This is a genomic window from Mycobacterium hackensackense, from assembly GCF_025822555.1.
In the GTDB taxonomy this organism is placed as follows: Bacteria; Actinomycetota; Actinomycetes; order Mycobacteriales; family Mycobacteriaceae; genus Mycobacterium; species Mycobacterium fluoranthenivorans.
The window spans coordinates 103,717-116,195 of record NZ_JACKUC010000020.1 but is presented as its reverse complement, the minus strand read 5'-3'; the positions used below and the strand labels follow the sequence as shown (position 1 = coordinate 116,195).

The following is a 12,479-nucleotide window of genomic DNA, read 5'->3' as shown; positions in this document are numbered from 1 at the left end:
GCCGACGGTTCCGAGGCCGGCTCCACGGGTGTCAAGTCCCGCCCCGGTCTCCGCTGGCCCAAGCCGAAGCCGCGGGCGACGACCACCACCGGGGCGTCCGGTGGGTCGGATTCCTCGGAGTCGGCCCACACAGCGAGCGTAACCTCGGACAGTGGAAGCGGCGGATCCGCCGATTGAGAAGCAGGGGAGGAACGAAGGGCCGCGACATACTCGCGGCCCTTCGTTTTGGGGTCGACAGGACGCATGCCCCTCCTCGACGGGAACGCGTGACCCGCCCCGGCGGGCGTTCGGACACGTCACTCGCCGATCACCGGTGGCGCTTGGACCTCATCCTGCGGCGGCGGTCCGGGGAGGTGCCGGCCAGCAACGGGATCCACCCACTCCCACATGTCAGGACCGGCGCGTCGAACGGCCGGTACTACGACGCTGTTGGCAAACGTTGCCTCGGGTCATCGCAGCGCCGGGCGTGGAGGTGGAGCGAACTCCCGTTCAACTTTGCCAAGCCGGTCCTCGGATGGGTCGGCTGGAGTGCTCGAAGTCGGTGCCATTCGGCCCGAGGTGGCGAGCGCAAAGCCTGAACCTGCGACGTTGCTCCGCGCCGCGGGCCGAGGTCGCTCTCGGGAACGGCGGCCGGCCACATGTGCCCCTTTGCCATAACTTGGATTATGGGAACGCATTTGGATATTTCCGCCAGGGTCAATTGTTTGCCTTAATTTCGCGGTTTCGGCTAAGCGTTTTGACGCATTTATTACCGCTGGGTAAGTTGTGCAATTTGCCGTCGCTTCAGTTAATTTGCGAGCAATGTGCAGGCAAGGCACAGGTGTCCCGATCTGCAGAGAAACGAGGTGGTCGAAATGTGGAGACGTGCTCCTCGACCAGTGCGCGGTGTGATGGTGCGTGTGGTAATAGGGTTGACCGCCACAGCAATGATCGCGGCGACCGGAAGTCATTTCGTCATGCCCGAGGTGAAGCGTGTCGCGTCGTACGACATCCTCAACGTCGCCGCGATCGACGACTCCCCGTCGACGGTCGGCATCTCCGAGGGCTCGGACTGGTATTACGCGGTGAACGACGCCCTCTCCAAACCGGGCATCACGGCAGCTGAGATCGAGGCAATCCGGGCGGATGTCGACCAGCGACTCCAGTCGATGTTGGATATTGGTGTCACGAACGTTCGTGTGCTGGTGCCGTGGGCCAACATCGAACAGAGGGACCCCAGTCTTCCGCAGAGCACCCGGAACTGGAACGCGCTCGACATGATCGTCAATGCCGCGAATGCCAAGGGTATGGGCATTCTTGGCGTCCTCAACTCGACCCCGGTGTGGGCTACGGAGTCGACGCCGATCAACGGTCAGCCGACGGATGTCAACGACTTCGCCGATTTCGCCAAGCAGGTGGCTCTGCGCTACGGCGACAAGATCAGCGCCTACGAGGTCTGGAACGAACCGAACGCCTTCATCTTCTGGAATCCGGTGGACCCGGTCGACTACACCACGATGTTGAAGGCGACGTACACCGCACTCAAACAGGCCGCCAGTCAGCTCAACATCGACATCTCCGTGATCGGAGCGGTGGTGGGTGCCGGCTCGACGTGGGGCAATTTGACGATGAACCCCGTCGACTTCGTCACGGCGATGTATGCCGCGGGAGCAAATGGCTATTTCGATGCGCTGTCATTTCACCCTTACGACTACTACGCGAAATTCTCCGAAGGAAACGTTGCTTTGTCGCAGGCCCAGCAGCTGCGGGAACTGATGGATTCCTACCTCGCGCCGGGCCAAGAGCAACTGAAGTTGTGGATTAGCGAGTACGGCCTTCCGACGAATCTGGTTTCCGAAACAGCGCAGAAAGACTTCATCACGGATTTCATCAACTTCTGGCAGACCGTGGCGGGAGCAGGGCCCATCTTCCTGTACACGACACGTGACACCGCGGGGCCCACTGAGGATCTCAACAACAATGAGGCACACTTCGGGCTGTTCTACGAGGACGGGACACCGAAACCCATCGCTCTCGTCCTCAAAGAGCTGATCAAGTCGCTGCAGCCGACCACACCTACCAACCCGTCGAACCCGGTGACATCGGTGCTGCAGCTGCTCGGACAGCTGATCACCAATGTGCTGAGCTTCGTGCCGAACCTGATCAGCGCGATAGTGACATCCGTGGTCACCGCCATCACCCAGATTTTCAAGGGATTCGGCGGGCAGACGGCCACCGCGACGGCTCTGAGCGCTGCTCGCACGGCCACGGTCGAGGGGGTCTCCGCGGAGACGGTGGAGTCGGCGGCTCTCGCCGGGGACAAGGTCTCGACGGCTGGTGAAGAGGCCAAGTCCGGCGAATCCGACGCCACCACCGAGGCGGCTACCACCGAGGCGACAACCGAGGCGGCCACGACTGAGGTGGAGGCCACCGCCACCGAGGTGACCGAGCCGACCGCCGTCACCACCGAGGTGACCGCCACGGAGGCCGAGGAGGTCGACACGGTCGAGGAGTCGACGACCACGACACCGGCGGCCGATCCGGTCGGGACCGCGGTCGAACCCGTCGACACCACGGAGGTGGACACCACAAAGGTCGACACCACGAAGGAAGCAGAAGCTCCCTCAACCGGTACCGATACGACGACCAAGCCCGAGGCGACGACGAAGCCCGACACCACGACGAAGCCCGACACCACCGAGTCGGGGACCACTAAGCCGGACACGTCGAAGGATGACGCCAAGGGCGATACCAAGCCCGACAGCACAACCGATGGCAAGGCCGGCGACACGTCCAAGCCGGCTGCCGCGTCCGGCAGTGCCGGCGCCGACAAGAACGGCGAGGGTGCAAAGGCCACCCGCGAGGGATCGAAGGCCGGTCACCCTGAGCACGGTACGAAGCCCAGGGGTGGGGTCAAGGACAACGACGGGGTCAAGCCGGTCAAGCCGGCTCGCCACGGTGCGGGTGCAACCTCCGCTACCGCGTCCAAGTCCGACGACGGGGGCACGAAGGCCGGGGCGTCCGCATCTTCGGGTTCGGGCGGCTCCGAGTAGGGAAACAAGGGAGGAAATGAGGGGCCGCGGCGACGCGGCCCCTCATTCTTCGTCTCTGTACTGGTGCCCTCGGTGAGATTCGAACTCACACTGCACGGGTTTTGAATCCGTTTCCTCTGCCAGTTGGGATACGAGGGCCTGCACTGGTGCGGGTTACCACCATAGAGGATGGCCGGACAGGTCCCAGATCCCGGGCCGACGCGCCCATTTAACCCCGAGGTCGCTCATCGCCGTCCTTCACGAGACAATGGCGGAATGACCGACGCTCCTACGCCGCGCCGTGTCCTCATAGCCGAGGACGAAGCACTGATCCGACTCGACCTGGCAGAGATGCTGCGCGAGGAGGGTTATGAGGTCGTGGGGCAGGCCGGTGACGGCCAGGAGGCTGTCGACCTGGCCGAGAGCCTCAAACCCGACCTGGTGATCATGGACGTGAAGATGCCGCGCCGCGACGGGATCGACGCGGCCTCCGAGATCGCCGCCAAGCGCATCGCGCCCATCGTCATCCTGACCGCCTTCTCGCAGCGCGAGCTCGTCGAACGGGCCCGTGACGCCGGGGCGATGGCCTACCTGGTGAAGCCGTTCTCCATCACCGATCTGATCCCCGCCATCGAGGTCGCGGTGAGTCGGTTCAGTGAGATCGCGGCGCTGGAGAACGAGGTGGCGAGCCTGTCTGACCGGCTCGAGACACGCAAGCTCGTCGAGCGGGCCAAGGGTTTGCTGCAGGCCAATCAGGGCATGACCGAACCCGAAGCGTTCAAATGGATCCAGCGCGCGGCGATGGATCGGCGCACCACCATGAAACGGGTTGCCGAGGTCGTCCTGGAAACACTCGACCCGCCAAGCGGCGAATCGTCTTCTGCCTGATCCCTGTGGACGGCCTGGGTTAACACTGCGTTTCCGGTCCTGCGCTACACCAGCTCGCGGTACCGACGCGCCGCGGGCAATCGTTCAACATCGCGCAACCCGGCGACCGGTTGGCTAGTGTCTACCCGAAGCATCAGCGAACGGCCGACCTGCGGCTAATCGTCGGTGCCGTTGGAATCCATGACCCGGAGGTGAAGCGTGCGCAGTCGCGTGGCACGGAATGCATTTGCGCTCGGCGGCGCTGGTCTGCTGGTACTCGGTATTGCCGGGTGCAACCAGTCCTCGCCCGAGCAGAGCACGTCGAAGGCGGACCTGAAGATCGTCGAGCAGGTCCAGATCGATGAGAACGGCGCGGAGGTCAAGGCATCCGCGGGTGCCACTCCGGCCGATCCCGCCGGCGACGGCAAGGCCACCTGCCCGCCCGTGTCCATTGCGATGGCCGGTGCGCTCAACGGCCCGGACGCCGCGCTGGGCATCAACATCAAGAACGGTGTGCAGCTCGCGATCGACAAGCACAACGCCGCCAACCCCGGCTGCCAGGTGCAGCTCAAGCCGTTCGACACCGAGGGTGACCCGCAGAAGGCGACGGCCATCGCCCCCCAGATCGTGGACGACCAGTACACGATCGGTCTGGTCGGCCCGGCCTTCTCCGGCGAGACCAAAGCCACCGGCACGGTGTTCGACCAGGCCGGACTCGTCGCTACCACGGCATCGGCCACCAACCCGACGCTGAGCCAGAACGGCTGGAAGACCTTCTTCCGTGGCCTCGCCAATGACGCCGTGCAGGGCCCGTCGGTGGCCAACTACCTGAAGAACACGTTGGGCTACAAGAAGATCTGCGTGATCGACGACAGCACCGACTACGGGCTGGGCCTGGCCACCGCGGTGCGCGACACCCTGGGCCCGGTCGCCGACTCCGGCTGCAACATCTCGGTGAAGAAGGGCGACAAGGACTTCTCCGCCGCGGTCACCCAGGTCAAGGGGATTAGCCCGGACGCCATCTTCTACGGCGGCTACTACTCCGAAGCGGCCCCGTTGGTGCAACAGCTCCGCGACGGTGGTTACACCGGCGTCTTCTCCTCGGCCGACGGCACCAAGGATCCCGAGTTCGTCAAGCAGGCAGGCGAGGCCTCCAAGGACGCCATCCTGGCCTGCCCGTGCGGCCCGGCCACCGGCACGTTCGCCGAGGACTACAAGAAGAAGTTCAACACCGAGGCGGGTACCTACAGTGCGGAGGGCTATGACCTCGGCACCATCCTGCTCAAGGGCATCGACTCGGGTGCCATCACCCGGCCGGCGCTGCTGGACTTCGTGAAGAAGTACAACGGCCAGGGTGTGGCCCGCAACTACCAGTGGACCGACAAGGGTGAGCTCACCACCAACCTGATCTGGATCTTCAAGGTCCAGTAGGTAACTCGCTGACGCCAGAACGCGTCCGGGACCCCGGTTCCGGACGCGTTCTCGTTCCAGACAGCCGCACTTATCGACCAGGAGCGCGCCACCGGATGACCCCCGATTGCATCGGTCAGTACGTCTGCACCGCAGCCAATATCAACTTCAACGTCGACAACCTGGTGAACGGGTTCGGCCAGTTGACGATTGACGGTCTGTCGTGGGGAGCGATCTACGCACTCGTCGCGGTCGGCTACACCCTGGTGTTCGGCGTGCTGCGGTTGATCAACTTCGCCCATTCCGAGATCTTCATGCTCGGCATGTTCGGCGCCTATTTCGCGCTCGACATCATCCTCGGTTTCACCCCGAGCGGTACGCCGTACAACAAGGGCATCGCGTTGACGGTGTTGTATCTGGCGATCGCGATGCTGGTCGCCATGGCGGTGTCGGGGTCGGCCGCGGTCGGGCTGGAAATGGTGGCGTACCGCCCGTTGCGCAAGCGCAACGCCCGGCCGCTGACATTCCTGATCACCGCCATCGGCATGTCGTTCGTGCTGCAGGAGTTCGTGCACTTCGTCTTGCCCAAGTTGATCAAGGGCTATGGCGGCAGTAACGCCCAACAGCCGATCATCTTGGTGCAACCCAAGACTCAGTTCACGATCTTCGGCGCGACGGTGTCCAACGTGACCATCGTGATCGTGGTGGCCGCGCTCGTGTTGGCGCTGCTGACCGATATCGCCATCAACCGCACCAAGTTCGGCCGCGGTATCCGCGCCGTCGCCCAGGACCCGACCACGGCCACCCTGATGGGAGTGTCGCGGGAGCGGGTCATCATGACGACGTTCTTGATCGGCGGTCTGCTCGCCGGTGCGGCCGCTCTGCTCTACACCCTGAAACTTCCGCAGGGGATCATCTACTCGGGCGGATTCCTGTTGGGTATCAAGGCGTTCTCGGCCGCGGTGCTCGGCGGTATCGGTAACCTGCGTGGCGCCCTGCTCGGTGGTCTGATCCTCGGGGTCATGGAGAACTACGGCCAGGCGCTGTTCGGCACCCAATGGCGGGATGTGGTGGCGTTCGTGCTGCTGGTGCTGGTGCTGTTGATCCGGCCGACGGGCATACTCGGTGAGAGCCTGGGGAAGGCACGCGCATGACTCATCAGCAGACGAGCGGCTGGCGGCGCACCGTGCTCGCGCCGGGAGACGGCCTGCGCCAGTGGTGGTCTGAGCTCAGCCGTCCGGGCAAGTGGATCTTCGGGGCCGCGCTGTTCCTGCTCCTCGGGCTGCTGCCGCTGTACACCCCGGGCTTCCTGGACACCCCGGGAATCAGCTTCGGTGGCACCATGGCGCAGTTCGCGATGATCGCGATCATTGCGATCGGCCTCAACGTCGTCGTGGGCCAGGCGGGCCTGCTCGATCTCGGCTACGTCGGTTTCTACGCCGTCGGCGCCTACACGGTCGCGTTGCTCACCAGCCCGGACAGTCCGTGGAACAAGGTCGGCCCGGACGGGTTCTTCAGCAAGGACTGGGCCTGGTTGTCCTGTGTCCCGATCGCCATGGCGGTGACGGCGCTGGCCGGGCTGATCCTGGGTACGCCGACGCTGCGGCTGCGCGGCGACTATCTGGCGATCGTCACCCTCGGGTTCGGCGAGATCATCCGGCTGCTCGCGGACAACCTCACCGATGTCACCAACGGCCCGCGCGGGCTCAACGAGATCGCCTATCCGAGGCTGGGGGAGAACGAGCATCTGCCCAATGGTGTGTTCTCCAGCGGTAATTCGGCGGGGGACGCCAACTACGGCACCTGGTGGTTCTGGCTGGGCCTGGTGCTCATCGTCATCGTGCTGCTTCTGGTCGGAAACCTGGAACGCAGCCGGGTCGGCCGGGCCTGGGTGGCCATCCGCGAGGACGAGGACGCCGCGGAGGTCATGGGCGTCAACACCTTCAAGTTCAAGCTGTGGGCATTTGTCATCGGTGCGGCCATCGGTGGGCTCTCCGGTGCCCTGTACGCCGGCCAGGTCCAGTACGTGGCGCCGCCGACGTTCAACATCATCAACTCCATGCTGTTCCTGTGCGCCGTGGTCCTGGGTGGCCAGGGCAACAAGCTGGGAGTGGTCTTCGGGGCGTTCATCATCGTCTACCTGCCCAACCGGCTGCTCGGGGTGCACTTCCTCGGGATCAACCTGGGCGATCTGAAATATCTGTTCTTCGGTCTGGCGCTGGTGGTGCTGATGATCTTCCGGCCACAGGGCCTGTTCCCGGTGCGCCAGCAACTGCTCAGCTACGGCAAATCCGCGCGCACTCTGCTTCGCCGGGCCGATGACTCGAAGGCGGCAGCATGACCGAACCGGCCATCGATGAGGAACTGGCTGCGCTGCACCGCGACGTGAACGCCGCCGAGGGTGAGAAGCTGCTGGAGACAAAGGATCTCACCGTCAAGTTCGGCGGACTCACCGCGCTTGACTCGGTGTCCTTCGACATCAAGCGCGGCGAGATCCTGGGTCTGATCGGTCCCAACGGGGCGGGCAAGACCACCTGCTTCAACGCGATCACCGGGGTGTACCGGCCCAGTGCCGGCAGCGTCACGTTCGACGGCGCACCGCTGGGCAAGATCAAACGCCATCAGATCACCCGCCGCGGCATTGCCCGCACCTTCCAGAACATCCGGCTGTGGGGTGAGATGACCGCTCTGGAGAACGTGGTGGTCGGCACCGACGCCCGGCACAAGACCTCGGTGCCCGGCGCGCTCGTGCGCACGCCGCGGCACCGGCGCGAGGAGAAGGACGCCATCGAGCGGGCCGCGGCGCTGCTTCAGTTCGTCGGAATCGCGCACCGTGGTGAGGAGAAGGCCAAGAACCTGCCCTACGGCGACCAACGTCGCCTGGAGATCGCACGCGCTCTGGCCACCGAACCCAAGCTGCTGTGCCTGGACGAGCCGGCCGCGGGGTTCAACCCGAGCGAGAAGGCCGCGCTCATCGACCTGATCCGCGCAATCCGCGATGACGGTTACACCGTGCTGTTGATCGAGCACGATATGCGTCTGGTCATGGGCGTGACCGACCGCATCGTGGTGCTGGAGTTCGGGCGCAAGATCGCCGACGGGCTGCCTGCGGAGATCCGGGAGGACCCGAAAGTGATTGCCGCCTACCTGGGAGTTCCCGATGACGAGCTCTGATCCTGTGGACCCGCGTCCCGTCCTGCTCGAGGTGCGTGACGCCGTCGTTCATTACGGCAGAATCCAAGCGCTGCATGGCGTTTCGCTGGAGGTGCGGGAAGGCGAACTGGTCACGCTGCTGGGCTCCAACGGAGCGGGCAAGACCACCATGATGCGGGCGATCTCGGGACTGCGGCCGCTGACGTCGGGATCGGTGTGGTTCGACGGCACGGACATCTCCAAGGTCAAAGCGCATCACCGGGTGACGCAGGGGCTCATCCAGGCCCCCGAAGGCCGCGGTGTGTTCCCCGGGATGACCGTGGTCGAGAACCTGGAAATGGGCTGTTACGGAAGGAAATTCGACTCCAAGCGCGACCACGACGAGCGCCTCGACTGGGTGATGACGACATTCCCCCGGCTGGCGGAGCGGCGCGCCCAGGTGGGTGGCACCCTGTCCGGCGGCGAACAGCAGATGCTGGCGATCGGCCGTGCGTTGATGGCCCGGCCGAAGGTGCTGCTGCTCGACGAGCCGTCGATGGGTCTGGCGCCCATGATCATCTCGCAGATCTTCCGGATCATCACCGAGATCAACAAGCAGGGCACCACGGTGCTGTTGGTCGAGCAGAACGCGCAGCAGGCGCTCAGCAGGTCCGATCGCGCGTACATCCTGGAGACCGGGGCGGTGACCCGCAGCGGCAATGCCCCCGAACTGTTGAAGGACGACAGCATCCGGGCGGCGTATCTCGGGGTGGCCTGACGCTCCCTGCCTGTCGTCGGCCTGTCCGCAGGCTGCACACAGTTATCTCATAACCACGCACAGGTTCCTCATGGCTTGCGCTGAATTCCAATCGGCAGACTCGATTTCGGTTGGGGCTTAGTGAATGGAGCGCGAGACCGATGAACAGGTGCATCAAAGTGGTGGCGAGCTCGGCCGTCTTGGTTGGTCTGGCCGCCGGAGCGCTCGGCACCGGAGTTGCCACCGCGGCGCCGCAGTGCCCGCCTGGGGCACAGAACTGCCAGGGCGGCGGCCCCGGTAGTCCCGGTGGTCCTGGTGGTCCCGGTGGGCGTGACAACGGTCCTGGTGGTCCGGGCGGCCCCGGTGGTCCGGGCAATAACGGACCGGGTGGTCCGGGTGGACATGACAACGGCCCCGGTGGCCCCGGCTGGCATGACAATGGTCCTGGCGGTCCTGGCGGTCCTGGCGGTCCTGGCGGACCAGGCGGGCCCCCGCGGGATGGATCACCCGGCTGGCATCCCGATCGGCCGCCGGCGCTTCCGCCCGGCCAGTTCGACCGGCCCGCGCCACCGGACTGGGCTCCCGACTGGAACTGGGGACCGGGCCAGGGGAACGTCCCGGGCTGGGCGTCGCACCGGCCGGGACCCCCGTGGTGGGCGCCGTTCGCACGCGTCTTCTGGTCCGACGTGCGCAACTCATGGGGGTTCTGGTGGGGTCCCTTCTGGTTCCCCGCCTAGTCGACCGGCCGCGGAACATGCGCTCGTGTACGTGAATTCGCAAATAAGCTGATACGCGAGCGCAGGTCTGCGCGCGAAAGCGCGGTTACACTCCCGATGGTGAGTGATCGAATCTCGGTCGTGATCGCGGAGGATTCCCTGCTGGTCCGTGACAGTGTCACGCGATCGCTGTCCACCGTGCCCGAGGTCGATGTCGTCGGCGTCGCCGAGGACTATGACTCCGCGGCAGACCTCGTCGCCTCACACCGTCCGACGATCCTGATGACGGATGTTCGCATGCCGCCAACCTCGACGGATGAGGGGATCCGGCTGGCGCGGTGGCTGCGCACGGCGCATCCGGACGTCGGGGTGATCGTGTTGTCGAACTATGCGGACCCCGGTTACGCGGCGGGCCTGTTGGAAGGCGGCACCGCGGGCCGGGGTTACCTGCTCAAGGATCGGGTGTCGCATTTCGACGAACTCGGCGAGGCCGTGCGGCAAGTGGCTACTGGTGGCACGGTGCTCGACCCACTGGTGGTCGAGGCGCTACTGGCCCAACCGCGGTCCGCGCCCGCACTGAGCAGGCTCACACCCCGCGAACGCGAGGTGCTCGGTGAACTGGCGACGGGCTTCAGCAACCGCATCGTCGCGCAGCGCCTGGTGCTCTCGCAGCGGGCGGTGGAAAAGCACATCAACTCGATTTTCGCCAAGCTCGAACTGACCGTCGATGATGGCGTTGACCGGCGGGTGAAGGCCGTGCTGATGTTCCTCGACCACCGTGGGACCGGCTGATCGTGCCGCCTGCGAATCCCGCAAGCAGTGGTGTGTACACCATCGTGCCGAGCAAAGCTCTCGGGCACGATGACGTGGTGGCTGGAGAACAGATACGTGTCTGGGTCGTAGACGACCAAGCCAGCTTCCGCCGTGCCACCGCGGCGACGCTGGCGGCGATGGACGACTTCGTCATGGCAGGCGAATGCGAGACGGGCGAAACCGCCGTCGAACAGATGCGCAGCGGTGATGGCGATATCGTGCTGATGGACATCCACATGCCCGGCATGGGAGGTATCGAGGCTGCCCGGCAAATCTGTTCGGTACGAACAGATTTGATCATCGTCCTGATGTCGACCTATGACATCGAAGACCTTCCCGCCGCGGCCGCGGACTGCGGCGCCGCCTCCTATCTGCACAAGGAGCGGCTGAGTCCGGACCTGCTGAGGCGCATATGGCGAGCCGGCGGCTGACCCTCGGACCCGCAACCCTGTCGGTGCCACGGTGGGAGGCGCCGAGGATCCTCATCCACGGCATCACACGGTCGGCCTCACCCCTTGATCGTGACCTGATCCTGCGGTTCCAGGACGAACGCTTTCAGGTCTTTCTCGTCGGCCACTTCGCCATGTGGTTCGGCGCCGGCGTCCTGCTCCCGATGTTCCAGTACATCTGGCTGCAGCGGTCGTTCTGGTTCCTGGTCCTGGGCGGGATATCGGCCCTGCACTCCGTGGCGATCGTCGTCGCGATCCGGCTGGCGGCCCAGCAGAAGTACCAGCAGTCGATCGCGCTGGTGTGCATCGGCAACTGGATCGGTGTCCTGGTCGTCGTCTATGTCTCACCGCCGACGCTTGCGGTGATGGCCATCATGGCCTTGCTGCCGGCCTCGTTCGCCGAGCCGTACCTGCGATGGCAACGCGGGCTGGTGTACGCGGGAATGACCGGAGTCTGTCTGATGCTCGCCGGTGCACTGGCCCGCTTCATCCCGCCCAATGACGCGGTCCGGCACGCCACGCAGTGGGTGGAGACCTCCTTCGTCGTGGTCGGGCTGGGCATCACCGGCCTGAATCTGATGGCGATCGTGTGGCACAACGCGGCGGCGCTGCGCACCTCCCAGGTGCACCTGGCCGAGCGCGCGGTCGAACTCGCGGCATCGCGCACCCGGCTGAGCGCCGCGGCCGACCAAGAACGCCGTCGTATCGAACGCGACCTGCACGACGGTGCCCAGCAACATCTGGTCGCGTTGTCGGTGCTGATTCAGTTGGCGCGCAACGCCGATCGCGATGGCTATCAGCCGTTGCTGACCGAGGCCGCCGGTCTGGTGGACACGGCCATCGCCGAGATCCGCAGACTCGCCCACGGTATCTATCCACCGCTACTGCTCAGTGGTGGGCTCACCGAGGCGCTGCCCACGCTGGGCGCGCACGCTGCCATACCCGTCCGGCTGGATCTGCAGGACATCGGGCGCTATCCGTCGGCCACCGAGGCCGCGCTGTATTACTGCTGTAGCGAGGCGCTGCAGAACGCGGCCAAACACGGCGGCCCCGGCACCACCGTGTCCATCAGCGGTGGCGCGGACGGGCGCACCCTGCAGCTGGTGATCGCCGACACCGGACCGGGATTCGATCACGCGACGGCCGGGATCGGTCTGACCAACATGGCCGACCGGCTCTCGGCGATCGGCGGTCAGCTCGTCATCGATACCGCACCGGGGCGTGGCACCCGGATCGTCGCCACGGTCGACATTCCCGGCCCCTCTGCCGTGCCCGCCACGTGAGTGGTGCACACACCACCGCCGATCGTGTTGCGTGCACGGTA

Annotated in this window: 10 protein-coding genes and 1 tRNA gene; 10 read left to right on the top strand and 1 reads right to left on the bottom strand. The window is 65.3% G+C overall.

The window, feature by feature from the left end:
- Positions 1–911 precede the first annotated feature (911 nt).
- Positions 912–3,032 (top strand): cellulase family glycosylhydrolase, encoded by a 2,121-nt coding sequence (locus tag H7J86_RS00770; RefSeq protein WP_267288741.1) that lies wholly within the window; start codon positions 912–914, stop codon positions 3,030–3,032.
- 61 nt (positions 3,033–3,093) lie between these two features.
- Here H7J86_RS00770 and H7J86_RS00765 read toward each other — a convergent pair.
- Positions 3,094–3,170, bottom strand: a tRNA-Leu gene (locus H7J86_RS00765).
- Between the two features lie 117 nt (positions 3,171–3,287).
- Here H7J86_RS00765 and H7J86_RS00760 point away from each other — a divergent pair.
- The 9 genes from H7J86_RS00760 (at position 3,288) to H7J86_RS00720 (ending at position 12,438) form a co-directional block, all read left to right on the top strand.
- A complete protein-coding gene (locus tag H7J86_RS00760) occupies positions 3,288–3,899 on the top strand; it encodes an ANTAR domain-containing response regulator (protein ID WP_090364085.1) in 612 nt (203 codons plus the stop codon).
- A gap of 198 nt (positions 3,900–4,097) precedes the next feature.
- Positions 4,098–5,309 (top strand): branched-chain amino acid ABC transporter substrate-binding protein, encoded by a 1,212-nt coding sequence (locus H7J86_RS00755; RefSeq protein WP_090364086.1) that lies wholly within the window; start codon positions 4,098–4,100, stop codon positions 5,307–5,309.
- A gap of 95 nt (positions 5,310–5,404) precedes the next feature.
- On the top strand, positions 5,405–6,442 hold the full coding sequence (locus H7J86_RS00750) for a branched-chain amino acid ABC transporter permease (RefSeq protein ID WP_090364088.1): 1,038 nt from the start codon (positions 5,405–5,407) through the stop codon (positions 6,440–6,442).
- Positions 6,439–7,629, top strand: coding sequence for a branched-chain amino acid ABC transporter permease (locus H7J86_RS00745; RefSeq protein WP_090364089.1), 1,191 nt, complete (start codon positions 6,439–6,441; stop codon positions 7,627–7,629). Before H7J86_RS00750 ends, H7J86_RS00745 begins: the two co-directional genes overlap by 4 nt.
- A complete protein-coding gene (locus H7J86_RS00740) occupies positions 7,626–8,462 on the top strand; it encodes an ABC transporter ATP-binding protein (protein ID WP_090364091.1) in 837 nt (278 codons plus the stop codon). Before H7J86_RS00745 ends, H7J86_RS00740 begins: the two co-directional genes overlap by 4 nt.
- On the top strand, positions 8,449–9,198 hold the full coding sequence (locus H7J86_RS00735; RefSeq protein ID WP_267288739.1) for an ABC transporter ATP-binding protein: 750 nt from the start codon (positions 8,449–8,451) through the stop codon (positions 9,196–9,198). Before H7J86_RS00740 ends, H7J86_RS00735 begins: the two co-directional genes overlap by 14 nt.
- 812 nt (positions 9,199–10,010) lie before the next feature.
- Positions 10,011–10,685: a response regulator transcription factor gene (locus H7J86_RS00730; protein WP_187095992.1), complete on the top strand. Its 675-nt coding sequence runs from the start codon at positions 10,011–10,013 to the stop codon at positions 10,683–10,685.
- A gap of 32 nt (positions 10,686–10,717) precedes the next feature.
- Positions 10,718–11,137 carry a response regulator gene (locus H7J86_RS00725; RefSeq protein WP_235633113.1) on the top strand — a complete coding sequence of 140 codons (420 nt, stop codon included), beginning with the start codon at positions 10,718–10,720 and terminating at the stop codon, positions 11,135–11,137.
- Positions 11,119–12,438, top strand: a complete 1,320-nt coding sequence (locus tag H7J86_RS00720; RefSeq protein ID WP_187095991.1) for a sensor histidine kinase — start codon at positions 11,119–11,121, stop codon at positions 12,436–12,438. Before H7J86_RS00725 ends, H7J86_RS00720 begins: the two co-directional genes overlap by 19 nt.
- Positions 12,439–12,479 lie beyond the last annotated feature (41 nt).